Genomic DNA, 23952 nt, shown 5'->3' with positions numbered 1-23952 from the left:
TCCCCGTTGCCGGGATCAGGCTACGCCGAGGTAGGCCTCACGCACCGAGGGATCGTCGAGGAGCTCCGTGCCCGTGCCGGTCTTGACGATCCGCCCGGTCTCCAGCACGTAGGCGCGGTCGCTGCGGGTGAGCGCCTGCTTGGCGTTCTGCTCGACGACGAGGATCGTGGTGCCCTGCTGGGAGATCTCGGTGATGATGTCGAAGATCTGCTGGATCAGCATCGGCGCCAGGCCCATCGACGGCTCGTCGAGCATCAGCAGCTTGGGTCGCGACATGAGTGCCCGCCCGATGGCCAGCATCTGCTGCTCGCCGCCGGACATGGTGCCCGCGACCTGCTTCTTGCGCTCCAGGAGGCGGGGGAAGAGGTCGAAGACGCGGTCGTAGTCCTCGTCGAGGGCCGCCTTGTCCTTGCGGGTGTAGGCACCCATGTTGAGGTTCTCCGTGACCGTCATGCCGGGGAAGATCCCCCGGCCCTCGGGGCACAGCACGAGTCCCTTGCGCAGGCGCTGGTCGGCGCGGAGCTTGGTGACGTCCTCGCCGTTGAAGACCACCGAGCCCGCCGACAGTCCACGTACGCCGGAGAGCGCGCGCATCGTCGACGTCTTGCCGGCGCCGTTGGCACCGATGAGGGAGACCACCTCGCCCTCGGCGACCTCCACGCTGATGCCGTGGAGGGCCTGGATCTTGCCGTAGTTGAGGACGGCGTCGTTCAGCTCAAGCAGCATCGTCGGGCTCTCCCAGGTAGGCGGCGATGACCTTCGGGTTGCGGGCGACCTCGTCGGGAGTGCCCTCGGCGATCTTCTGGCCGAACTCGAGGACGATGATCCGGTCGGTGACCCCGAGGACCAGCTTCATGTCGTGCTCGATGACCAGGACCGTGTGCCCCAGCTCGCGGATGCGGCGGATGAGGTCCATGAGGTCCTCCTTCTCCGCGGGGTTGAAGCCGGCGGCCGGCTCGTCGAGGCACAGCAGCTCCGGCTCCGTGGCCAGCGCGCGGGCGATCTCGAGGCGCCGCTGGTAGCCGTAGGGCAGGTTGCGCGAGAGCTCGTGCGCCCGGTCGGCGATGCCGACGAACTTGAGCAGCTCCATGGCCCGGATGCGTCCGCCGCGCTCCTCCATGGCGTGCCGGCTGATGCCGAACACCTTGGCGAAGGCGCGCTTGACCCCGTTGTCCGGGAGCTGGTCCTCGCTCGGCCGGACCCGGTAGGCACGGAACAGCACGCCCAGCACGCTGGTCTTGTGGCGGGCGTCGCAGCCCACCAGCACGTTCTCCAGCGCCGACATCTCCGGGAAGAGCCGGATGTTCTGGAACGTACGGGCGATGCCGAGCTGGTTGATCTTGTGCGGCTTGGTGCCGCTGATCACCTTGCCGTTGAAGCGCACCTCACCGGAGGTGGGGGTGTAGACCCCCGTCATCACGTTGAAGCACGTCGTCTTGCCGGCACCGTTGGGACCGATCAGGCCGAGGATCTCGCCTCGCTTGATCGAGAAGTCGACGTCGTTGAGCGCCACCACACCGCCGAAGCGCAGCGTGACGTGGTCGATCTCGAGCAGGGTCTCCCCCTGCGGCCCGACGTGGATGCTCAGTGCGTCGTGGTCCGAGGTGTCGGGGGCCACCTGGGCGCCGGGAATGCTCGCGGTCCCGCCCTGCATCGTCTGGTCAGACATCGGCAGCAGCCTCCTCGGCCTCGACCTTGCGGTCCTCGAGTTCTCGGGCTCGTCGTCTGCTCGGCACCAGTCCCTGCGGGCGCAGGATCATCACGACGACCAGCGCGACACCGAAGGCGAACGGGCGCCACTCCTGGAACTCGCGGAAGCGCTCCGGGAGGTAGGTGAGCAGGAAGGCTCCGAGCAGCACGCCGTAGATGTTGCCCGAACCACCGATGACCACCATGGCGACGAACAGGAACGACAGGTTGACCATGAACGCGTTGGGCTCGACGTACTGCTGCTTGCTGCCGAACAACAAGCCGGCGAGACCACCGACCGAGGCGCCGATGGCGAACGCCCAGAGCTTGAACTTGAAGGCCGCCACGCCCATGACCGCGGCGGCGTCCTCGTCCTCACGGATGGCGAGCCACGCACGGCCGACCCGGCTGTGCTCGAGGCGGAAGGCGAGCCAGATGATGATGATCAGGATGGTCAGCGCCAGCCAGTACCAGCGCTCGGCGTCGACTGTGTTGAAGAAGGAACGGCCATCGATCTCCGGACCGGGCGGGGTGGGGACGTTGGTGATGCCCGTCGCGCCGTTGGTCACGTTGTCCAGGTTGCGGGCGGTGATGCGGATGATCTCGCCGAAGCCCAGGGTGACGATCGCGAGGTAGTCGCCTCGCAGGCGCAGCGTGGGGGCACCGAGGATCACGCCGGCGATGAGGGACATCGCGATCGCGATCGGGATGCACATCGCGAACGGCACGGCCCACGTCTCGGAGAGTCCGAACCTGCTCTGCAGGGCCTCCACGACCGGCGACGACGGCGAGCCGAAGAGGGCGATCGAGTAGGCCCCCAGGGCGTAGAAGCCCACGTAGCCGAGGTCGAGCAGTCCGGCGAAGCCGATCACGACGTTGAGCCCGACGGCCACGATCATGTAGACGACGACGAGGAACAGCACGCTGGCCCAGTCGGAGCCCCTCGAGGTGAGGTCGGTGCGGACGTAGGCGAACGGCAGGATGTTGAGGAACGGCAGGTAGAACGCGAACGCGATCACCAGCAGCATGCCGATCTTGCGTGCCCAGCCGGGAGCACGGGCGATGCGGTCGCGGACACCCAGGCCGCGGACGGTGTCAAGGATCTGGCTCATGCACGTGCCTTTCCGAGCGACTCGCCCAGCAGTCCGGTCGGGCGGAACATCAAGACGACCACGAGGACGACGAAGGCCGTCACGTTGGCCCACTCAGAGCTCCAGATCGTCGAGGCGTAGACCTCGGCGATGCCGAGCAGGAGACCACCCACCAGGGCGCCTCGTAGGTTGCCGATGCCGCCGAGGACGGCGGCGGTGAAGGCCTTCAGGCCGATGATGAAGCCGATGTCGAACTTCGTGATGTCGTACTGGATCGTGTAGAGCAGCGCGGCCACACCGGCCATGGCGCCACCGAGGATGAAGACCAGCATGATCACGCGGTTCTGGTTGACGCCCATGAGCGAGGCCGTGTCGGGGTCCTGCGCGACTGCGCGGACGCCGCGACCGAGGCGGCTCTTGTTCACGAACGTGTCGAGCGCGAGCATCATCACGACGGCGCCCACGATGATGATCACGCGCGTGTTGGTGATGGTCAGGTCGAGCCCGGGGATGGTGAAGAGCTCCTTGGTCGCGAGCACCGAGGGGATGTTGACCGTGACGCGACCGAACGGGGGGCCGAAGAAGACCCGGAACACCTGGCCGAAGAGCTCGACGAGCACCATCGAGCAGCCGATGCCGGTGATCAGGAAGATGAGGGGCGGGGCGCCCTTCTTGCGCAGCGGCCGGTAGGCGATGCGTTCCACGGCCAGTGCGGTGCCCGCCGAGGCCAGCATGGCGCCCACCAGGGCCAGCAGCGTGGCAGCGATGACCATGCCGGTGCCCATCCCGGCAGTGGCGCCGATGACGGTGTAGACACCGAGGACCGCCCAGGTGCCCACCATGAACACCTCGGAGTGGGCGAAGTTGATCAGCTTCATCACGCCGTACACCATCGTGTACCCGAGCGCGACGAGCGCATAGATGGATCCGCGGGTGATGCCGTCCAGTGTGTGACGGTCCAACCCGCTGATCAGAGCATCGAAGTCCAACTCAGGGCCCTCCCTGGTCGTGGCCCGGTCCGGGCCATGGAGCGGGGGCGGTCAGGCAAACCCGACCGCCCCCGTCGTGCATGGTCAATCAATCCGTCAGGATCAGGGAGTGACCTCGACCTCGGGAACCAGGGTGCCGCCCTCGTTCTTGTAGGCCCAGTACGAGACGTTCTCCTGCGGGACGTCGCCGTTCTCGTCGAAGGCGATCTCCTTGCTGAGGCCCTCGCCGGTGTACCCGTCGACGAACTCCTCGACCTCTTCACGGGTGCGAGCACCGTCGTCGAGGGCGGCCAGGAAGACGCTCATCGCGTCGAAGCCCTCAGCGGCGTAGGCGCCCGGAGCAGTCCCGAACTCCTCCTCGTAGTCGGCAGCGAAGGTGCTGTCCTCCTCGATGGGGGCGCAGGGGCACATCACGACAGCACCCTCGCCGGCCTCGCCGACGGCGTTGCCGAAGTCGGCACCGTAGAGGCCGTCACCACCGACGAACGGAGCCTCGATGCCAGCGTCCCGGATCTGCTTGAGCAACGGCGCGGCCTCGGCGATGTAGCCACCGTAGAAGATCGCGTCGGGCTCTGCGGACTCCATCTTGGAGATGGTGGGCGCGAAGTCGGTCTGGCCCACCTCGGTCTTGTCGCGCTGGACCATCGCGTCACCGAGGGTCTCCTCGACGCGGTCGGCCAGGGGCTCGCCGTAGGCCTCGGAGTTGTCGACGACGAACACCTTGCTCGCGCCGAGCTCGTCGGTGAAGTAGTTGGCGATCGCTGCGCCTTGGTAGTCGTCGTAGGGGACGAGGCGGTGGAAGACCTCCACCGGGTCCTCCTGCGTGAGGTCGGTCGCGGTGGCCGACTGGCTGACCATGGTCACGCCGGCGTCGGCGTAGATGCTCTTGGTCGCACGGGTCTCACCCGAGAACGCGCCGCCGATGACACCGATGAAGGTGTCGTCGCCCGCGATCTGGGTGGCGACGGGCGTCGCCTTGGCCGGGTCGCCCTCGGTGTCGAACTTCTCGAGCGTGATCTCGCACTCGTCGTTCTCCCACTGGTTGAGCGCGAGCTCGGCGCCGTCGACGGACGGGAGGACGATGCTGGCGTTGGCACCCGAGAGGGCACCCATCACGCCGATCTTGAAGTTGCAGTCCTCGCCGGACGCGTCGCCGCCACCATCGGTGTCGGTCGTTCCGCATGCGCTGAGCACCAGACCGGCAACAGACGCCATGGCGGCGACCTGCCACGTCTTGGATGAGCGGATCATGGACCCTCCGTAGTTCTCTGGGCTGTCCACCTCGGCAGCCTCGTGGCGGGAACCTAACACTCGGGATGTGGCCCAGGACACGATTGCAGGGTCTGAGTCTTGTGCCGTTGCCGTTTCGTGACCAACCGGTCTGTACCGGAAACACCCGCGAAACACGCAGTGCGTCCAGGCCTTGACGAGACCTTGAGAAGACGTGGGTCAGGAGGGGTTCGCAGATCCCCCGGCGCCGTCGCCGAGCCCGGCCACGCCGTGCTCCACGACACCGTCGGCAACCTGCTTCATCGACAGCCGGAGGTCCATCGCGGTCTTCTGGATCCAGCGGAACGCATCGGGCTCGCTGAGCCCGAGCTTGTCCTGCAGCACGCTCTTGGCGCGGTCCACCGACTTGCGCGTCGCCAGCGACTCCTGGAGGTCGGAGACCTCACGCTCGAGGACGGTGATCTCGGAGTAGCGGCTCACCGCCATCTCGATGGCCGGCACCAGGTCGCCGCGCTGGAACGGCTTGACCAGGTACGCCATCGCGCCGGCGTCGCGCGCCCGCGCCACCAGGTCGCGCTGGGAGAACGCGGTGAGGATGACGACCGGTGCGATGCGCTCCCCCGCGATCGTCTCGGCCGCCGCGATGCCGTCGAGCACCGGCATCTTGACGTCGAGGATCACCAGGTCGGGCCGCAGCTCGCGCGCCAGCTCGATCGCCCGCTGCCCGTCGCCGGCCTGGCCCACGACGTCGTACCCCTCCTCGCCCAGCATCTCGGCGAGATCCATGCGGATGAGTGCCTCGTCCTCGGCGATCACGACACGGCGTACGCCGTCTCCGGGGGTGCTGCTGTCCACGGGCTGGGTCACGACCGCAAGGCTAGTTCCGCTACGGTGTGCCCACCCAGCCGGGTTGGCGGAATGGCAGACGCGGTGGTCTCAAACACCACTGCCCGCAAGGGCGTGTGGGTTCGACTCCCACACCCGGCACGCGATCGGTGTCGGTGGATCCCGGCAGGCTTGGCTCCGTGCCGCATGTCCGCCCGCAGTCCGTCGTCGACTCCGCTCTCGATTGTTCAGACCGCAAGATGCGTGACGCGGACAACGCGGCGCTGCACGGCGTGTCCGTCAAGACGATCCGCCGGTGGCGCAGGCTCTACCAGCGCCGCGGGCTGCCGCGTGGCCAGGGACACCTCGCTCCTCCTTGCCCCCGGTGCGACGGAGCCGACCTCGCGGACGAGCACTACGCCGAGCTGCTCGGCTGGTACCTCGGTGACGGGTACATCTCCCGCGGTCGTCGCGACGTCTGGAACCTGCACGTCTACAACGACGCCCGGTACGTCGAGCTCAACGCCGGTCTGCTGCGGCTGATGGACTCCGTCAAGCCCGGAGGAAAGCCCCACACTCGACAGGTCCCGGGTGCGGTCGTCACGACGGTGTCGTGGAAGCACTGGCCATGCCTGTTTCCCCAGCACGGTGCGGGGCGGAAGCACGAACGTCCGATCGACCTCGAGCCGTGGCAGACCGAGGTCGTGACCGCGTTCCCCGACGCGTTCCTGCGTGGCCTCTTTCACTCCGACGGAGCACGCGTCAACAACTGGGCCACCCGCATGGTCCGAGGCGAAAAACGCCGCTATGACTACCCGCGCTGGCAGTTCACCAACCGTTCGGACGACATCATCGGCCTCTGCTGCTGGGCCCTCGACCTCGCAGACGTCGCGTGGAGGCGGTCCGGGCCGTGGACGGTGTCCGTCTCGAGAAAGGAGGCGGTCGCGCGACTCGATGCCCTCATCGGGCCGAAGTGCTGAGTCAGCGGGTACGGCGGTACGCCGGGGTCACCTCGTTGATGGCGTCGCCCATGCGGTGGATGCGCATGGCGTTGGTCGAGCCCGGGATGCCGGGCGGGCTGCCGGCGATGATGACGACGAGGTCGCCCTCCTTGACGCGTCCGATGGCGAGGAGCGCCTCGTCGACCTGGCGCACCATCTCGTCGGTGTGCTCCACCTCGCCGGCCTGGAAGGTCTCGACCCCCCACGTCAGCGCGAGCTGCGAGCGGGTGCGGGCCTTCGGCGTGAAGGCGAGGACGGGGATCGGGCCGCGGTAGCGGGACAGTCGCTTGGCCGAGTCGCCGCTCGTGGTGAAGGCGACGACGTACTTGGCCTCGACACGCTCGGCGACCTCGGCGGCCGCCTTGGCGACGATGCCGCCGCGGGTGTGCGGCTGCCACTCCACCTCCGCCATGTGGCCGAGGCCGTGCACCTCGGTGGACTGGACGATGCGGGCCATCGTCTCGACGGCGACGATCGGGTACTCCCCCACGCTCGTCTCGCCCGACAACATCACCGCGTCAGCGCCGTCGAGGACTGCGTTGGCCACGTCGCTCGCCTCGGCGCGGGTCGGCGCGGGCGAGGTGATCATGGACTCCAGCATCTGGGTGGCGACGATGACGGGCTTGGCGTAGCGACGGGCCTTGTCGATGATCCGCTTCTGGTGGATCGGCACGTCCTCCAGCGGGCACTCCACTCCGAGGTCGCCGCGCGCGACCATGATGCCGTCGAAGGCGTCGACGATCTCGTCGATGTTGTCGAGGGCCTGCGGCTTCTCGATCTTGGCGATCACGGGGACGGTGATGTTCTCCTCGCGCATCACGGCGCGTACGTCCTCGGCGTCGCCGCCGTGGCGCACGAAGCTCAGGGCGATGAAGTCGACGCCCAGCTTGAGCGCCCACCGCAGGTCCTCGGTGTCCTTCTCGGACAGGGCGGGGACCGACACCGCGACGCCGGGCAGGTTGATGCCCTTGTTGTTGGAGACCTTGCCCGGCACGACGACCTCGGTGACCACGTCGGTGTCGGTGACCGACGTCGCCCGGAGGCGGACCTTGCCGTCGTCGATGAGGAGAGGGTCACCCTCCTTCACGTCGCCCGGCAGTCCCTTGTAGGTCGTGCCGCAGATCTCCGCGGTGCCCGCGACGTCACGCGTGGTGATCGTGAACGTCGCACCCTTCTTGAGCTTCACCGGCCCGTCGGCGAAGGTCTCGAGCCGGATCTTCGGACCTTGGAGGTCGGCGAAGATCCCGATCGCGTGACCGCTCTCGTCGGAGGCCTGGCGGACCAGCCGGTAGACGGCCTCGTGGTCGGCATACGCGCCGTGGCTCATGTTGAGCCGCGCGACGTCCATGCCGGCCTCGACCAGGGATCGGATCCCCTCGGGGGTGTTCACCGCGGGGCCCAGGGTGCAGACGATCTTTGCTCTACGCACGTCCGTCACCTTATCGGAGATTGGATCGTTAAAAAGGTCCCGTCCCACCTGTGTCGGTGCGTGAGGCAGGTTTCTCGCGACGAGAACCCGCCCCACGCACCGCTCAGAGGCGGATCAGACGACGAGCGGGCGCTCGTGCGGCTTGATCGGGGACGGCAGCGTGGTCGATCCGGTGAGGTACGCGTCGACGGACGCGGCCGCGCTGCGTCCCTCGGCGATCGCCCACACGATCAGCGACTGCCCGCGGCCCACGTCGCCGGCGACGTAGACGCCGGGCACGGAGGCGGCGTACGACGCGTCGCGCCGCACGTTGCCGCGCTCGTCGAGGTCCACCCCGAGCTGGTCGATGAGGCCGGGGCCCTCGGGGCGGGCGCGCTCGGGACCGGTGAAGCCCATCGCGAGCAGCACCAGCTGGGCCGGGATGTCGCGCTCGGTGCCCTCGACGGGCTGGAACGTCGCGTCGACCTCGACCAGCCGGAGCGAGGCGACCCGGCCGTCGTCGTCGCCGACGAACTCCTGCGTCGACACGGCGTACACCCGGTCGCCGCCCTCTTCGTGTGCGGAGGAGACCCGGAACGTCATGGGGTACGTCGGCCACGGCTGGCCCGCGGGCCGGTCCTCACCGGGCTGCGGCATGATCTCCAGCTGCGTGATGGAGCGCGCACCCTGCCGGATCGACGTACCGAGGCAGTCGGCCCCGGTGTCGCCGCCGCCGATGATGACGACGTCCTTGTCCGTGGCCACGATCTGGTCCGAGCCGTCGGACGTCGGGGCCTCGCCGAGGGCGACGCGGTTGGCCTGCGGGAGGAACTCCATGGCCTGGTGGATCCCGGCGAGATCGCGCCCGGGGACCGGGAGGTCGCGGGCAGCCGTCGCACCCATGGCCAGCACCACGGCGTCGTAGCGGTCGAGCAGCTTGTCCCCGGTGAGGTCGCCACCGACGTCGACGCCGGCGCGGAAGACGGTGCCCTCGCGGCGCATCTGGTCGAGACGCCGGTCGAGGTGCTTCTTCTCCATCTTGAACTCGGGGATGCCGTAGCGCAGCAGGCCGCCGATCTTGTCGGCGCGCTCGTAGACCGCGACGGTGTGCCCGGCCCGGGTCAGCTGCTGGGCGGCGGCGAGCCCGGCGGGGCCGGAGCCGATGACGGCCACGGTCTTGCCGGAGAGCCACTCGGGCGGCTGGGGGCGGACGTAGCCCGAGCCCCAGGCGCGGTCGATGATCGAGACCTCGACGTTCTTGATCGTCACCGGGTCCTGGTTGATGCCGAGCACGCAGGCGGTCTCGCAGGGTGCGGGGCACAGGCGGCCGGTGAACTCCGGGAAGTTGTTGGTCGCGTGGAGCCGGTCCATCGCGCCGTCCCAGTCGTCACGCCAGACCAGGTCGTTCCACTCCGGGATGATGTTGCCCAGCGGGCAGCCCTGGTGGCAGAACGGGATGCCGCAGTCCATGCAGCGCCCGGCCTGGGTGTTGATGATCGGCAGCAGCGCGCGGCCGATGCCGTCGGGGTAGACCTCGTTCCAGTCCTGGACGCGCTCGGCGACGTCACGGCGGGAGGCGACCTCGCGGCCGTGCTTCAGGAAGCCCTTGGGGTCAGCCATGCTGGTTCACCTTCTTCGCGGGTCGGGAGTCGTACGTCGGTTCGGCGCACGGTGCCTGGTCAGCCATCTGGTCAGCCATGGAGGACCTCCATGATCCGGGCGGCGGCCTCGTCCTCGCTGAGCCCGTCCTCGAGTGCCTCCTCGCGCGCCTCGAGCACGCGCTTGAAGTCGCTCGGCATCACCTCGGTGAAGCGGGCCAGGGAGGTGTCCCAGTCGGCGAGCAGCGCGGTGGCGACGGCGGAGCCGGTCTCCTCGGCGTGCTGCTCGACCAAGGACCTGAGCTCGTCGGCGGCCTTGCCGGTGACGGGTGCCAGCTCGACCAGCTCGGGGTTGACCCGCTGCTCGTCGAGGTCGAGCACGAAGGCGTAGCCACCGGACATCCCGGCGGCGAAGTTGCGTCCCGTGGCTCCGAGGACGACCACGACACCGCCGGTCATGTACTCGCACCCGTGGTCGCCGACGCCCTCGACCACGGCGGTGGCGCCGGAGTTGCGGACGCAGAAGCGCTCGCCGACGCGACCGCTCAGGAAGACCTGGCCCGACGTGGCGCCGTAGCCGATGGTGTTGCCGCCGATGATCTGCTCGGCGGCCTCGAACGTCGCACCCCGGTCGGGGCGGACGACGATCCGGCCACCGGAGAGGCCCTTGCCGACGTAGTCGTTCGCATCGCCCTCGAGCCGCAGGGTCACCCCGCGCGGCAGGAACGCGCCGAACGACTGGCCGGCCGAGCCGGTCAGGGTGATGTCGATCGTGCCGTCGGGCAGGCCGTCGCCGCGGTAGCGCTTGGTCACCTCGTGCCCGAGCATCGTCCCGACGGTGCGGTTGACGTTGCGGATGGCGACCTGGGCGCGCACCGGCTCGCCGCTCTCCAGCGCCGGGGCGGCGATGGCGATGAGCTCGTTGTCGAGCGCCTTGGCGAGACCGTGGTCCTGGACCTTGGTGTTGCGCAGGTCCTGGTGCTCGAACTGGCCGAACTCGCCGTGGGCCGAGGCCTGGTGGAGGATCGGCCGGAGGTCGAGCCCGGAGGCCTTCCAGTGGTCGACCGCCTGGGCCACGTCGAGCGTGCCGACCTGCCCGATCGCCTCGTCGAGGCTGCGGAAGCCGAGCTCGGCCAGCAGTTCGCGGACCTCCTGGGCGATGAACTCGAAGAAGTTGACGACGTACTCGGCCTTGCCGCTGTAGCGCTCGCGCAGCACCGGGTTCTGGGTGGCAACGCCGACCGGGCACGTGTCGAGGTGGCAGACCCGCATCATGATGCAGCCGCTGACCACGAGCGGCGCAGTGGCGAAGCCGTACTCCTCCGCCCCGAGCAGCGCGGCGATGACGACGTCGCGGCCGGTCTTGAGCTGGCCGTCGGCCTGCACCACGATCCGGTCACGCAGGCCGTTGAGAAGCAGGGTCTGCTGGGTCTCGGCCAGACCGAGCTCCCACGGACCACCGGCGTGCTTGAGCGAGGTCAGCGGTGACGCGCCGGTGCCGCCGTCGTGCCCGGAGACCAGGACGACGTCCGCGTGCGCCTTCGACACACCCGCCGCGACGGTGCCGATGCCGACCTCCGAGACGAGCTTCACGTGGATGCGCGCCGCCGGGTTGGCGTTCTTGAGGTCGTGGATCAGCTGCGCCAGGTCCTCGATGGAGTAGATGTCGTGGTGCGGCGGCGGGCTGATCAGGCCGACGCCCGGCGTGGAGTGCCGGGTCTTGGCCACCCACGGGTAGACCTTGTGGCCGGGCAGCTGGCCGCCCTCGCCGGGCTTGGCGCCCTGCGCCATCTTGATCTGGATGTCGTCGGCGTTGGTGAGGTACTCAGAGGTGACACCGAAGCGACCCGAGGCGACCTGCTTGATCGCCGAGCGCCGCTCGGGGTCGTAGAGCCGGTCGGGGTCCTCGCCGCCCTCACCGGTGTTGGACTTGCCGCCCAGCCGGTTCATCGCGATCGCCAGCGTCTCGTGCGCCTCCTGGCTGATCGAGCCGTAGGACATCGCACCGGTGGAGAAGCGCCTGACGATCTCCGACACAGGCTCGACCTCGTCGATGTCGACGGGCTCGCGCACGCCGTCCTTGAAGGTGAACAGCCCGCGCAGCGTCATCAGGCGCTCCGACTGGTGGTTCACCCGGTCGGTGTACTGCTTGAAGATGTCGTAGCTGCCGGTGCGGGTGGCGTGCTGGAGACGGAAGACCGTCTCGGGGTCGAACAGGTGCGGCTCGCCCTCACGACGCCACTGGTACTCCCCGCCGATCGTCAGCTCGCGGTGCGCGGGGGCGATGCCCTTGCGGGGGTACGCCGTCGCGTGACGGCGCGCCACCTCCTCGGCGATCGTGTCGAGCTCGATGCCGCCGAGCTTGGAGGTCGTGCCGGTGAAGTAGCGGTCGATGACGGCCTGCGAGAGCCCCACGGACTCGAAGATCTTCGCGCCGGTGTAGGACGCGACCGTCGAGACGCCCATCTTGGACATCACCTTGAGCACGCCCTTGCCGAGCGCCTTGATCAGGTTGGCGACGGCCTTGTCGGCGTCCACCTTCACGTAGTAGGCCTCGCGGGCGAGGTCCTCGACCGACTCCATCGCGAGGTAGGGGTTGACCGCCGCCGCGCCGTAGCCGACCAGGAGGGCCACGTGGTGGACTTCGCGGACGTCGCCGGCCTCGACCAGCAGGCCGACCTGCGTGCGGGTCTTCTCCCGGACGAGGTGGTGGTGGACCGCGCCGGTGAGCAGCAGCGACGGGATCGGGGCCAGCTCTGCGGTCGAGTGCCGGTCGGAGAGCACGATGATGCGGGCCCCGGCGGCGATCGCCGCCGACACCTCGGCGCACAGCTCGTCGAGGCGTGCCTCGAGCGCCGCTCCCCCGCCCTCGACGTCGTAGAGCCCGCGCACCACGTGGACCTGGAAGCCCGGCATGTCGCCGTTGCGGTTGATGTGGCGGATCTTGGCCAGGTCGTCGTTGGAGAAGACCGGGAACGGCAGCACGATCTGCCGGCACGACGCCGGGGTCGGCTCGAGGAGGTTGGCCTCGGGGCCGATCGAGCCGCTCAGCGAGGTGACCAGCTCCTCGCGGATCGCGTCGAGCGGCGGGTTGGTCACCTGCGCGAACAGCTGGGAGAAGTAGTCGAACAGCATCCGCGGCTTGTCGCTCAGCGCCGCGATCGGGGTGTCGGTGCCCATCGAGCCGAGCGCCTCGCCACCGGTGTTGGCCATCGGGCTGAGCAGGATCCGCAGCTCCTCCTCGGTGTAGCCGAAGATCTGCTGGCGGCGGGTCACCGAGGCGTGGGTGTGGACGATGTGCTCGAGGTCGTCGATGTCGTCGAGGTGGACGAGACCGGCGTGCAGCCACTCGTCGTAGGGCTGCTCCGCGGCGAGCTGGCTCTTGATCTCCTCGTCCTCGATGATCCGGTGCTCCTCGGTGTCGACGAGGAACATCCGACCCGGCTGCAGCCGGCCCTTGCGGACGACGGTGGCGGGGTCGAGGTCGAGCACGCCGACCTCGGAGGCGAGGACGACGAGGCCGTCGTCGGTGACCCAGTAGCGCGAGGGGCGCAGGCCGTTGCGGTCGAGGACCGCACCGATCTGGGTGCCGTCGGTGAACACCACGCAGGCAGGTCCGTCCCAGGGCTCCATCAGCATGGAGTGGAACTCGTAGAACGCGCGGCGCTTGGCGTCCATCTCGCGGTGGTTCTCCCAGGCCTCCGGGATCATCATCAGCACGGAGTGGGGCAACGAGCGGCCGGCGAGGTGCAGCAGCTCGAGGACCTCGTCGAACGACGCGGAGTCCGAGGCACCGGGCGTGCAGATCGGGAAGAGCCGCTCGAGGTCGCCCGGGATCAGGTCGCTCTCGAGCAGCGCCTCGCGGGCGCGCATCCAGTTGCGGTTGCCCATCACGGTGTTGATCTCGCCGTTGTGCGCGATGAACCGGAACGGGTGGGCCAGCGGCCAGCTCGGGAACGTGTTGGTGGAGAAGCGGGAGTGCACGACCGCCATCGCGGAGGCGACCCGCTCGTCGGTCAGGTCGGGGAAGACCTGGTCGAGCTGGTCGGTGGTGAGCATGCCCTTGTAGGCCAGCGTGCGCGAGGAGAGCGAGGGGAAGTAGACGTCCGTCTCGGACTCGGCGCGCTTGCGCAGGCAGAACGCGCGACGCTCCAGCGCCATCCCGCTCACCCGCGCGCCGCGACCGGCGACGAAGACCTGCGCGAAGCTCGGCATGACGCTGCGCGCGGTGGCGCCCAGCGTCGTGTCGTCGACGGGCAGCTCACGCCACCCGAGGACCGTGAGGTCCTCCTCCTCGGCGAGCTCCTCGATGCGCCGGCGGGTCTTGGCCACCGCCTCGGCGTCACCGGGCAGGAACGCGGTGCCCACGGCGTACGCGCGCGCCGGAGGCAGGTCGAAGTCGACCACCTCGCGCAGGAAGGCGTCGGGGACCTGCATCAGGATCCCGGCACCGTCACCGGAGTTCACCTCGGCGCCCGCGGCACCGCGGTGGTCGAGGTTGCGCAGGGCGGTGAGCGCCTTGGCCACGATGTCGTGGCTGGCCTCACCGGTGAGCGTCGCCACCATGGCGACGCCGCAGGCGTCCTTCTCGTGGCGAGGGTCGTAGAGACCCTGGCTCGGCGGGAATGCGTGCATGGAGGCATTCTCCCGTCGTCGTCTCCGCGCGTCACGGACCGATTGCGGGTCCGGGACGGGCGAGGGGGTGGAAGTCAACGCTGGGGACGACGTTGGCCCGAGCACCACGGAACCTATCACCGGCGCGAGCCGCCGGCGCGCGCCGTGTCAGGCCGTGGGACCGGCGCGACGTCCGTCCTCGGAGTCCTCGGCGTCGTCGGAGTCCTCGGCGTCCTCGACCTCGGGCTCGATGTCGTCCTCGACCTCGGGCTCCCGGGTGCGGACCACCTCTTCACGACCGGGATGTCGCCGGGCCGACCACACGAACCACACCGCGGCCAGCACGAACAGCACGATCGAGGTCCACACGTTGAGCCGCAGCCCCAGCACGTCGTCCATCTGCACGTCGTCGATGCGGAGGTTCTCGATCCAGCCGCGGCCGAGCGTGTAGAGCATGACGTAGAGCGCGACGACCCGCCCGTGGCCGAGGCGGAAGCGGCGGTCGGCCCAGATGATGACGGCGAACGCCGCCAGGTTCCACAGGCACTCGTAGAGGAACGCCGGGTGGTACGTCGCCTGGTCGAGGTACTGCGAAGGCCGGTGGGCGACGTCGATCTCCAGGCCCCACGGCAGGTCGGTGGGACGGCCGTAGAGCTCCTGGTTGAACCAGTTGCCCCATCGTCCGACGGCCTGCGCGACGAGCACGCCGGGAGCGAGCGCGTCGAGCAGCGGCAGCAGCTTGATGCCCTTCGACCGGGCCCCGAGCCACACCCCGAACGCACCGAGGGCGATCGCCCCCCACACGCCGAGGCCGCCGCGCCAGATGTAGAGCGCGGTGACGGGGTTGCGGCCCTCGCCGAAGTAGAGCTCCCAGTCGGTGATGACGTGGTAGAGCCGGCCGCCGATCAGCCCGAAGGGCACGGCCCACAGGGCCAGGTCGCTGACCTCGCCGGCCGTGCCGCCACGCGCGACCCAGCGCCGCTCGCCGATCCAGATCGCGAGCACGATGCCGAGGATGATGCTGAGCGCGTAGCCGCGGATCGGCACGGGGCCGAGGTTCCACACGCCGTCGGCGGGACTCGGGATGGACATCAGGGTGACCAGCGGCGAGGCCAGCATGGTCGGGACGGTCAGCATGGAGAGCATCATCCTTCGTCGAGCAGCGTCAGCACGTCACCGGCCAGCTGGGCCTGGGAGACGTCGTGGTCCCACATCATCGGCGACTCGTCGTCGGCGTCGACCGCGTAGACGCGGGTGCCGTGCGTGACGTCGTAGCCGCCGCTGGGGAGCTTGTCCCCCTTGTCGATCCCGACCGCGAGGCTCTCGCCCACCTCGACGATGTCGTCGAGGTCGCCGGTCAGGCCGATGATGCTCGGGTCGAACGCGCTGACGTAGTCCTCCGTCACCGCCTCGTCGTCGCGCGCGGGGTCGGTCGTCACGAACACGACGTCGAGCCGCTCCTTCTGCTCCTCGTCGAACCGCGTCAGCGTGCCGGCGAGGGTGGCCATCACCTGGCCGCAGATGTCGGGGCAGTTGGTGTAGCCGAAGAAGACCAGGGTCAGGTCCTTGTCCGTGTCGTCGACCAGGCTGAAGGCCTCACCGTCGGTGTCCACCAGCGGGGTGCCGGAGACCTCGAACGGCGGGTCGAGGACCGTGCCGGTCAGCTCGGCGGACTGAGCTCCACCGCCGCAGGCCGCCAGCAGCGCGAGCAGGGGGACCACGGCGAGCGCCCTAGCGCGCACGTCGTACGCCCTCGGCGAGGTCGGTGGTCAGGCTCCGCAGGGCGTCGAGACCGGCGGGCAGGTCGCCCTCGTGGTCGAGCAGGCAGCGCACGAAGGCGGAGCCCACGATGACGCCGTCGGCGAAGCCGGCGACCTCGGCGGCCTGGTCGCCGTTGCTGACCCCGATGCCGACCGCGACCGGGACGTCGCCCGCGGACCGCACCCGGTCGACCAGGGGTCCGGCGAGGTCGGAGGTGGCGTCGCGCGCACCGGTGACGCCCATGACGGCGGCGGCGTAGACGAAGCCGCGGCTCTCGTGCGCGGTCATCGCGATGCGGTCGTCGGTCGAGCTGGGCGCGACGAGGAACACCTTGTCGAGGCCGTGCTCGTCGGCCGCCGCGATCCACGCCGAGCCGTGGTCGGGGGTGATGTCGGGCGTGATGAGCCCGGCGCCGCCGGCCGCGGCGAGGTCGGCGGCGAAGCGCTCGACGCCGTAGCGCTCGACGGGGTTCCAGTAGGTCATGACCAGCGTCGGCACGCCCGTCGCGGCGACCTCCGCGACCACGCGCATCACGTCGGAGGTGCGGACACCGCCGTCGAGCGCCGCCTGGGCGGCGGCCTGGATGGTGGGGCCGTCCATCACCGGGTCGCTGTAGGGCAGGCCGATCTCGATGGCGTCGCAGCCGGCCTCGACCATCACCTTCATGGCCTCGATCGAGCCGTCCACGGACGGGTAGCCGGCGGGGAGATAGCCGATGAGCGCAGCGCGGCCCTCGGCCCTCGCGGTCGCGAAGGCGGTGCTGGTGGAGGTCACTGCTGGGCCTCCGTGTCGAGCTCGGTCGCCGCGTCGGCCTCGACCTGCTCGAGGTCGGCGTCGGGGCCGAGGTCGGCGTCGCCCAGGCCGAACCACTCGATGGCCGTGCCCATGTCCTTGTCGCCGCGACCGCTGAGGTTGATGATCACCGTCGCGTCGGGGCCCTTCTCCTGGCCGAGCCGGGTGGCGACGTCGAGCGCGCCCGCGATCGCGTGGGCGGACTCGATGGCGGGGATGATCCCCTCGGTGCGGCTCAGCAGGGCCATCGCGTCCATGGCCTGGGCGTCGGTGACCGGCGTGTACGTCGCCCGCCCGGTCGCGGCCAGCCAGGAGTGCTGCGGGCCGACGCCGGGGTAGTCGAGCCCGGCGGAGATCGAGTGGGACTCGACCGTCTGGCCGTCGTCGTCCTGGAGCACGTAGGTGCGGGCGCCGTGGAGCACGCCGGCCTCGCCGGCGTGGATGGTCGCCGCGTGGCGCCCGGTCTCGACGCCGTCTCCCCCGGGCTCGAAGCCGTGGATCTCGACGCCCTCGTCCTCGAGGAACGCGGTGAACAGGCCGATCGCGTTGGAGCCCCCACCGACGCACGCCGCGACCGCGTCCGGCAGGACGCCGTACTGCTCGAGGCACTGCTCGCGGGCCTCGTCGCCGATGCCGCGGCAGAAGTCGCGGACCATGCTCGGGAACGGGTGCGGCCCGGCCGCAGTGCCGAAGAGGTAGGCGGTGTGGTCGACGCTGGCGACCCAGTCGCGCAGCGCCTCGTTGATCGCGTCCTTGAGCGTCGCGCTGCCGGACTCGACCGGGACGACCTTGGCGCCGAGCAGCTGCATGCGGGCGACGTTGAGCGCCTGGCGGCGGGTGTCGACCGCACCCATGTAGACGGTGCAGTCGAGGTCGAACCATGCGGCGGCGGTGGCGCTGGCGACGCCGTGCTGGCCGGCACCGGTCTCGGCGATCACGCGGGTCTTGCCCATCCGCTTGGTCAGCAGCGCCTGGCCGAGAACGTTGCGGATCTTGTGGGCGCCGGTGTGGTTGAGGTCCTCGCGCTTGAGCAGCACGCGCGCACCGACGAGCTCGGAGAGCCGCTCGGCGTGGTAGAGCCGGCTCGGCGTGCCGGCGTAGTCGCGCAGCACGCGCTCGAAGTCGGCGACGAAGGCCGCGTCGGCCATCGCCTCCTGCCAGGCCTCGGTCAGCTCGTCCAGCGCGGCGACGAGGGCCTCGGGCATGAAGCGCCCGCCCCACGTCTGGCCGAAGTATCCGCGCTCGTCGGCGTCGTACCTGCTGGTGCCCCTGCCGGTGGTGCTCGGCTGCACGCTCACGGTGCCGTCACTCCTGTCATCGCTCGTACGGCGGCCTCGGGGTCGCCGTCCTTGACCAGTGCCTCGCCGACCAGCACGACGCCTGCTCCCTCGGAGACGAAGCGCTCGACGTCGGCGACGCCGGTGATGCCGCTCTCGGCGACGAGGACCACGTCGCCCTGGATCTGGGGGGCGAGGCGTCCGAACACGTCGGGATCGACCTCGAGGGTCTTGAGGTTGCGGCTGTTGACGCCGATCAGCCCCGCCCCGAGCGCCAGCGCCCGCTCGGCCTCGGCCTCGTCGTGCACCTCGACCAGGACAGTGAGCCCCAGCGCGGTGGCCTCGTCGTGGAGGCGGCGCAGGCTGTCGTCGTCGAGCGCGGCGACGATCAGCAGCGCGAGATCGGCACCGGCGGCGCGGGCCTCCACGAGCTGGTACTGCTCGACGATGAAGTCCTTGCGCAGGATCGGGGTCTCGACCGCGGCCCGCACGGTGCGCAGGTCGGCCAGGCTGCCGCCGAAGCGGCGCTCCTCGGTCAGCACCGAGATGGCCGCGGCACCGCCGCGGGCGTAGGCCTGCGCGAGCGAGGCCGGGTCGGGGATGTCGGCGAGGGCGCCCTTGCTCGGGCTGCGGCGCTTGACCTCCGCGATCACGCTGGCCCCGGCAGCACGGAAGTGCGGCATCGGGTCACGCGGGGTCGGGGCGTCGGCGAGGCGGGCGCGCAGCTCGCCGAGCGGGAGCGCGGCCTCGCGGCGGGCGAGGTCGTCGCGTGCGCCCGCGACGATGTCGTCGAGCACGGAACCGGTCGCTGGCATGGCCTCAGCCTCTCACCCGGGCCCAGCCCGACCGGGGCCGGTGCCCAGTGGACGGACCCGGACTGTGACCGGCGTGACCCTCAGTGGTCGGAGGAGTTGAAGCCGAGCTTGGACAGCACCAGGAACAGCGGGAACGCGATCACCGCGATGATGATGCCGATCCAGAGCAGGGTCATCTGGGTCGGGACCTGCAGCAGCGCGACGCTGCCCACGACGAAGCCGAGCATCGCGATCCCCACAGCAGTCCATGCAGCGGGGGTGTTGCCGTGGCCAGCAGCCATCGTGGGTGCTCCTTCGTCGGTCGGTGCGGGGTCGAGCAGGTGCGCACGAAGTCTAGGCGGTCGGGTCGCGGCCGTCGTCGAGGGCCTTCCAGATGTCGATGTTGTCGGTGGGCCGGTCGCTCGGCGCCTGCGCCGCGTCGGCGTCACCGGCGGCTCGGCCTCCCGTGGGAGCGTCGTACCTCGTCCCCATCTCCGGCCAGGTCCGGACCAGGCGGAGTGCCAGCACCGTCGAGGCGAGCACGAGGAGCGCCGCCACGCACGCGAGCCAGTACCAGCCGGTGAGCGAGGTGTCGTCGAGCGTCATCCCCGTCCGGCGGCGAACCTGCTCGACGAGGTGGTCCGGCAGGCTGAACGGCGCCCATGCGACGGTCGCTGCGTAGCCGAGGGCGGCCAGCACCGACAGTGCGGCGATCGCCCTCCGGAACCGGCCGCGCGTGACGAGCAGGACACCCCAGCAGGCCAGCACGACGAACGCGAGAGCCGTACCGAGCGGCGAGGAGGCGATCTCACCGGCGGCGGTCGTGGCGACGGAGACAGACGCCTCAGCGGACGAGTCGGCACCGGTGCCCGAGACCCAGGGCTTGCTCGCGGCCCACGCGGCCAGGGCGGCGGACCCGACACCGAGGAGGACGACGGGGCCGAAGGTGCGCCGCGTCGCCGGGCGGGACTCCCCCGGCTCAGTCATCGACCCGGTGCACCAGGTCGGCGTCGAAGCAAGTGTGGTCACCGGTGTGGCAGGCGGCGCCCACCTGGTCGACGACGAAGAGGAGCGTGTCGCCGTCGCAGTCGAGGCGGACCTCCTTGACCCACTGGACGTGGCCCGAGGTGTCGCCCTTGACCCAGTACTCGCGCCGTGAGCGCGACCAGTAAGTCGCTCGCCCGGTGTCGATGGTGCGGCGCAGCGCCTCGTCGTCGACCCAGGCGAGCATCAGCACCTCGCCGGAGCCCTGCTGCTGCACGACCACGGGGACGAGACCCTCGGCGGTGTGGCGCAGGCGCGCGGAGATCGCCGGGTCGAGGGCGGGGTCGGGGCTCGTCATGGCTCCATGGTCTCAGCCTCGCGGGCGGCCCACGTCGCCGCGCACTGCTTCGTGACCGGGCCGGGCGCGGGGAGGTCGCGGTCGTCCCAGCGGGTGATGGCCTGGACGTCGCGGGTCGTGGAGACGAGGAAGGCCTCGCTCGCGTTCGCGCGCACCTCGGCCAGAGGTTCGTCGACCTCCCGCGCACCGCACCACTCCAGCACCAGCCCGCGGGTGATGCCGGCCAGGCAGCCCGACGCCAGGCTCGGGGTGCGCAGCTCGCCGTCCACGACGTAGAACACGTTGGACCCCGTGCCCTCGCACAGGTTGCCCGCGGTGTTGGCGAAGACCGCCTCGGTCCCACCGTGCCGGTGGGCGTGCGCCAGCGCGATGACGTTCTCGGCGTACGACGTCGTCTTGAGCCCCGCGGTCGCGCCGTTCTCGTTGCGGGTCCACGGGACCGTCACGACGGTGGTCTCGGCGGGCGCGTGGTCGATCGCGCTGTAGGCGACGACCAGCGTCGCCGGTCCCCCACCACGTCCGGACCCCATGGGGTGCGGCCCGGCGGTCCAGGTGATGCGGAGCCGGCCGATCGGGTCGTCCTGCGCGCCGTCGAGCACGGCCGCGACCCCGCGGCGTACGTCGTCGAGGTCGGGGGCGGGCAGCCCCAGACCCGCTGCGCTCCGCTCCAACCGGGCGAGGTGCCGGGTCAGCGCGAACGGCACGCCGTCCAGCGTCTTGACCGCCTCGAAGACGCCGTCCCCGACGGTGAACCCGTGGTCGGTGACCGCGATCGCCCCCTGGGTCGGGTCGGCCAACAGGTCACCGTCGATCCACGCGCGCATGGCGTCACTCTAGGGGTCGGGGCGAGCCTGCTGGGACGCGTGGGACACACGGAGGAGGGGGGCGATTTTGGTGCCTCGTCGGGCATGTACTACTGTTCCACTCGCACTCAGGGCCGGTGAAACGGCGCAGGATGCAGGCGGACATAGCTCAGTTGGTAGAGCGCAACCTTGCCAAGGTTGAGGTCGCGAGTTCGAGTCTCGTTGTCCGCTCGGAAGGTCTCCCCCGTTCATTTCGGAACCTCCACGGTGGGTTGGCCGAGAGGCGAGGCAACGGACTGCAAATCCGTCTACACGGGTTCAAATCCCGTACCCACCTCCGCCAGAGATCGACACCTACACAACTCAAGACATGGGCGATTGGCGCAGCGGTAGCGCGCTTCCTTGACACGGAAGAGGTCACTGGTTCAAACCCAGTATCGCCCACCATCTCGAAACCGCCTCTGACCTGCAGAAACGCTAGGTCGGGGGCGGTTCGCATTTCCAAGCGTGCGATGCACCTGCGATGCCTCCGCACGTGACGGAGCGATGCGGACGTCCGGCGGAAGCCTCTATGAGCGTGTTGCTCGAGCGGCCGAGAAGCGCGATCGGCTATAGGTACCAGCCCGCGCGTCTTGGGGAGAATCCTGCCAGGCCGCGAGGGCTCACATGTACCTTCCGCGCTATGAGGAGGGGGACGGGGAGCGGGGCCGAGAGCGTGTGGCGTCGGAGGAGCAGGCATGGGCGAAGTGGCAGGAGGTCGGTCGGATCGTCGACGACCTGGGCGGGATGGTCGACGCCCGCGGCCAGTGGGTCCCGTCCGCCGGCAGCCCGTTAGCGGGTGACGACCGGCTGTCAGCGCCCTACCAGGTGTCCCACGCTGTGACCCAGTGCCTGATGGCCGCCATCGACCACGCCCAGGCGGTCAGGAGCCTTGTCGTGACCCACCAAGAGCTGCACACCGCGGCCCCTGGATCGCTGGCGCGCGGGCTCGTCGAGAACGCGGCGACGGCCTTCTGGATCCTCCACCCGGCCTCACGTCGAGAGCGGGTGCTGCACGCCATGCAGTGGTATGCGCAGAACGCCAGGGATCGTGACCGCTTCCAGCATGCCCTGGGCGCCGTCGTGGAGCAGCAGGGAGACCCCGTGGGGAGACTGGTCGCGCTGGCCGAAGCGGCCGGGGAGAGCGACGCCCAATGGCTGCGGCGGGGCTACAGGCCGAGTGAGCCCGTCGAGTACGCACAGAAGCACGCCGGGGCCCGTGCGGCGATGGTGTCGTGGCAGCTGGGATCAGGGTTCGCGCACGGCCGGCCATGGGCTTTTCTCGGCGCGCTCGAACAGGAGCGCCTCCCAGGCGTGGCGCCAGGAGTCCTCGACGTCCGGGTCACTAGCAACCTCGCTCGGGCACTGTTCCCGGTGCTGACGGGGATGGAGCTCATCGCAGCCGTGCTGCGGCTGCACACGCAGCGCCGGCGGGCGTTGTTCGGTTGAGGGCTCTGCCGGGCGGCATCGGCGAGAACCGCAAAAGCACCTTGATTGCCTAGAGCCCCTCGCGATACCCGGAGAACGAGTGGGTCGGTGTACCCGACACGGGACTGATCCAGGCGTCCTTGCCGTTCTCGCGCCGCAGAATCTCCTCGACCTGCGTCCTGTCCGTGGTGTCCTCGCGGACCAACACCTTGAGTTCGGCGGGCCCGAGGAGCGACTGCCGACTGCACTTGAACCCCGCAGTCGTCAACGCTCGCTCGGCCTTACTGCTCCCGTGGCCAACACCGATCCCGATCCACTGCTGCGTCATGACGGGCACCGTACGCGGATCTGCACCATGATCTGGGCTGTGACTTGGTTTGAAGTCCTCGTCTGGGTAGCGATCCTCAGCGTCTTGGCGTGGCCGCTCGAGGCGGTTGGCGCTTGGATCTACGACCGCAGGTACCGCCAAGATCGAGACCGCTGATGCGCGTGGACCGGGCGTGCGGTTGCGGCATCGTGAGATGTGGGTCGAGCAGCGGAAGTTGTCGCCCGTCTAGGTGCGTGGTCTCACGAACAGCGGACGAGCGGCAAGGATCCCCATGGGACCCGCTTCGCCCCAGGTCCACGTGTGCAACTGCCAGCCCTGCGCGGCAATGACGTCAAGAGCCTTCTCGGCACCGCGCGAGCGGATTATTCCGTCATCCACGGCGCGGGCGTAAGCCGAGATGAGCGGCAGGTAGTGGTTCTGCCCTGATTCCCATGCTTCTCGAGCGTCAGTGGCGAGTTGGGCGAGGGTCTCGGGGTGAGAGCCTTCTGCGCGGCTGATTGAATCTTCCGCCGAGAGGCGCATCTCTTCGGCTCTCGCTCGAGATTCGTCTAGCTTGCGCTGGACCAGCGTCGCCACGTCTTCGTCGCTCACGAGCCCGCACACTAGTCAGACGGCAACCTGCTCTGGGCGGTATTCACGATTCCCGGCTAGTCGTCGCTGTCAGGCTCTGTTTCGGCCCACCATTCGCGGTCTCGCTCCTCGAGCACTTCCTGCAACAGACGCCAGTCCTCGCAGCCCTCCCGATTCGTCTGCGGCTGGCTCACGCTTTCAGCGTGCTCTGTGCTGCTCGGGCATGTAAGAGCAACTCCAGCAGGTCGAGGCGGTATCAGCGCCGCCTGCCATGCAGCGGGTCGGGCACCTGACCCCGGTTCGTACCATCTGCAACGCGCCCTGCGAGCAGCCCAGCACCGCCGTTGCAGCTGGCGCCAGCATCCACTCGTGT

Annotated in this window: 22 protein-coding genes and 4 tRNA genes; 6 read left to right on the top strand and 20 right to left on the bottom strand. The window is 69.7% G+C overall.

Annotation, left to right across the window (positions count from 1 at the left end; translation table 11 throughout):
• Positions 1–15: 15 nt before the first annotated feature.
• The 6 genes from ACNKF0_RS10630 to ACNKF0_RS10605 all read right to left on the bottom strand — a co-directional run bounded on the left by ACNKF0_RS10630 (position 16) and on the right by ACNKF0_RS10605 (position 5785).
• Positions 16–726 carry an ABC transporter ATP-binding protein gene (locus ACNKF0_RS10630; RefSeq protein ID WP_416958201.1) on the bottom strand — a complete coding sequence of 237 codons (711 nt, stop codon included), beginning with the start codon at positions 724–726 and terminating at the stop codon, positions 16–18.
• Positions 716–1669, bottom strand: coding sequence for an ABC transporter ATP-binding protein (locus tag ACNKF0_RS10625; protein ID WP_416958199.1), 954 nt, complete (start codon positions 1667–1669; stop codon positions 716–718). The genes ACNKF0_RS10630 and ACNKF0_RS10625 overlap by 11 nt, the downstream gene beginning before the upstream one ends.
• A complete protein-coding gene (locus tag ACNKF0_RS10620; protein WP_416958197.1) occupies positions 1662–2801 on the bottom strand; it encodes a branched-chain amino acid ABC transporter permease in 1140 nt (379 codons plus the stop codon). The genes ACNKF0_RS10625 and ACNKF0_RS10620 overlap by 8 nt, the downstream gene beginning before the upstream one ends.
• Positions 2798–3769, bottom strand: a complete 972-nt coding sequence (locus tag ACNKF0_RS10615) for a branched-chain amino acid ABC transporter permease (protein WP_416958195.1) — start codon at positions 3767–3769, stop codon at positions 2798–2800. The genes ACNKF0_RS10620 and ACNKF0_RS10615 overlap by 4 nt, the downstream gene beginning before the upstream one ends.
• 102 nt (positions 3770–3871) lie before the next feature.
• The gene (locus ACNKF0_RS10610; protein ID WP_416958193.1) at positions 3872–5020 is read right to left on the bottom strand and encodes a branched-chain amino acid ABC transporter substrate-binding protein; all 1149 of its coding nucleotides are present in this window, start codon (positions 5018–5020) and stop codon (positions 3872–3874) included.
• Positions 5021–5218: 198 nt separating this feature from the next.
• Positions 5219–5785: an ANTAR domain-containing response regulator gene (locus ACNKF0_RS10605; protein WP_416958480.1), complete on the bottom strand. Its 567-nt coding sequence runs from the start codon at positions 5783–5785 to the stop codon at positions 5219–5221.
• Positions 5786–5903: 118 nt separating this feature from the next.
• Between ACNKF0_RS10605 and ACNKF0_RS10600 the strand changes: the two genes are divergently transcribed.
• Together ACNKF0_RS10600 and ACNKF0_RS10595 are read left to right on the top strand one after the other, a co-directional pair.
• Positions 5904–5986, top strand: a tRNA-Leu gene (locus ACNKF0_RS10600).
• Positions 5987–6024: 38 nt separating this feature from the next.
• On the top strand, positions 6025–6804 hold the full coding sequence (locus tag ACNKF0_RS10595) for a transcriptional regulator (protein WP_416958191.1): 780 nt from the start codon (positions 6025–6027) through the stop codon (positions 6802–6804).
• Position 6805: 1 nt separating this feature from the next.
• Here the strand turns inward: ACNKF0_RS10595 and pyk are convergent, their stop codons facing one another.
• The 12 genes from pyk to ACNKF0_RS10535 form a co-directional block, all read right to left on the bottom strand.
• Positions 6806–8254, bottom strand: a complete 1449-nt coding sequence (pyk, locus tag ACNKF0_RS10590; protein ID WP_416958189.1) for a pyruvate kinase — start codon at positions 8252–8254, stop codon at positions 6806–6808.
• 114 nt (positions 8255–8368) lie between these two features.
• Positions 8369–9853, bottom strand: a complete 1485-nt coding sequence (locus ACNKF0_RS10585; protein ID WP_416958187.1) for a glutamate synthase subunit beta — start codon at positions 9851–9853, stop codon at positions 8369–8371.
• A gap of 71 nt (positions 9854–9924) precedes the next feature.
• Positions 9925–14466 (bottom strand): glutamate synthase large subunit, encoded by a 4542-nt coding sequence (gene gltB, locus ACNKF0_RS10580; RefSeq protein WP_416958185.1) that lies wholly within the window; start codon positions 14464–14466, stop codon positions 9925–9927.
• A gap of 147 nt (positions 14467–14613) precedes the next feature.
• Positions 14614–15582, bottom strand: coding sequence for a prolipoprotein diacylglyceryl transferase (lgt, locus tag ACNKF0_RS10575; protein WP_416958182.1), 969 nt, complete (start codon positions 15580–15582; stop codon positions 14614–14616).
• Positions 15583–15590: 8 nt separating this feature from the next.
• Positions 15591–16166: an SCO family protein gene (locus ACNKF0_RS10570; protein WP_416958180.1), complete on the bottom strand. Its 576-nt coding sequence runs from the start codon at positions 16164–16166 to the stop codon at positions 15591–15593.
• A 10-nt stretch (positions 16167–16176) separates the two neighbouring features.
• Entirely contained in the window at positions 16177–16980 is an 804-nt protein-coding gene (gene trpA, locus ACNKF0_RS10565) for a tryptophan synthase subunit alpha (RefSeq protein ID WP_416958178.1), read from the bottom strand.
• On the bottom strand, positions 16977–18203 hold the full coding sequence (gene trpB, locus ACNKF0_RS10560) for a tryptophan synthase subunit beta (RefSeq protein ID WP_416958478.1): 1227 nt from the start codon (positions 18201–18203) through the stop codon (positions 16977–16979). Before trpB ends, trpA begins: the two co-directional genes overlap by 4 nt.
• Positions 18204–18292: 89 nt before the next feature.
• Positions 18293–19090 (bottom strand): indole-3-glycerol phosphate synthase TrpC, encoded by a 798-nt coding sequence (gene trpC, locus ACNKF0_RS10555; protein ID WP_416958176.1) that lies wholly within the window; start codon positions 19088–19090, stop codon positions 18293–18295.
• An 80-nt stretch (positions 19091–19170) separates the two neighbouring features.
• Entirely contained in the window at positions 19171–19371 is a 201-nt protein-coding gene (locus ACNKF0_RS10550) for an HGxxPAAW family protein (RefSeq protein WP_416958174.1), read from the bottom strand.
• A gap of 52 nt (positions 19372–19423) precedes the next feature.
• Positions 19424–20056, bottom strand: a complete 633-nt coding sequence (locus ACNKF0_RS10545; protein ID WP_416958172.1) for a Trp biosynthesis-associated membrane protein — start codon at positions 20054–20056, stop codon at positions 19424–19426.
• The gene (hisI, locus tag ACNKF0_RS10540; protein ID WP_416958170.1) at positions 20049–20411 is read right to left on the bottom strand and encodes a phosphoribosyl-AMP cyclohydrolase; all 363 of its coding nucleotides are present in this window, start codon (positions 20409–20411) and stop codon (positions 20049–20051) included. Before hisI ends, ACNKF0_RS10545 begins: the two co-directional genes overlap by 8 nt.
• Positions 20408–21235 (bottom strand): aminotransferase class IV, encoded by an 828-nt coding sequence (locus tag ACNKF0_RS10535; RefSeq protein ID WP_416958168.1) that lies wholly within the window; start codon positions 21233–21235, stop codon positions 20408–20410. The genes hisI and ACNKF0_RS10535 overlap by 4 nt, the downstream gene beginning before the upstream one ends.
• 137 nt (positions 21236–21372) lie before the next feature.
• On the opposite strand from ACNKF0_RS10535, the gene ACNKF0_RS10530 reads away from it, so the two are divergent.
• The 4 genes from ACNKF0_RS10530 to ACNKF0_RS10515 all read left to right on the top strand — a co-directional run bounded on the left by ACNKF0_RS10530 (position 21373) and on the right by ACNKF0_RS10515 (position 22702).
• Positions 21373–21445 (top strand) — tRNA-Gly (locus ACNKF0_RS10530).
• Positions 21446–21480: 35 nt separating this feature from the next.
• Positions 21481–21551: transfer RNA gene (locus ACNKF0_RS10525), tRNA-Cys, on the top strand.
• A gap of 35 nt (positions 21552–21586) precedes the next feature.
• A tRNA-Val gene (locus tag ACNKF0_RS10520) sits at positions 21587–21661 on the top strand.
• A gap of 219 nt (positions 21662–21880) precedes the next feature.
• Positions 21881–22702 (top strand): hypothetical protein, encoded by an 822-nt coding sequence (locus ACNKF0_RS10515; RefSeq protein ID WP_416958166.1) that lies wholly within the window; start codon positions 21881–21883, stop codon positions 22700–22702.
• A 49-nt stretch (positions 22703–22751) separates the two neighbouring features.
• On the opposite strand, the gene ACNKF0_RS10510 is transcribed toward ACNKF0_RS10515, so the two are convergent.
• Together ACNKF0_RS10510 and ACNKF0_RS10505 are read right to left on the bottom strand one after the other, a co-directional pair.
• The gene (locus tag ACNKF0_RS10510) at positions 22752–23009 is read right to left on the bottom strand and encodes a hypothetical protein (RefSeq protein ID WP_416958164.1); all 258 of its coding nucleotides are present in this window, start codon (positions 23007–23009) and stop codon (positions 22752–22754) included.
• 225 nt (positions 23010–23234) lie between these two features.
• The gene (locus ACNKF0_RS10505; RefSeq protein ID WP_416958162.1) at positions 23235–23600 is read right to left on the bottom strand and encodes a hypothetical protein; all 366 of its coding nucleotides are present in this window, start codon (positions 23598–23600) and stop codon (positions 23235–23237) included.
• Positions 23601–23952: the final 352 nt, after the last annotated feature.

It is taken from the genome of Nocardioides sp. T5 (assembly GCF_048161455.1).
GTDB lineage: Bacteria > Actinomycetota > Actinomycetes > Propionibacteriales > Nocardioidaceae > Nocardioides.
The sequence above is the reverse complement of the archived record's forward strand: the minus strand, read 5'-3'. Positions and strand labels throughout refer to the sequence as shown.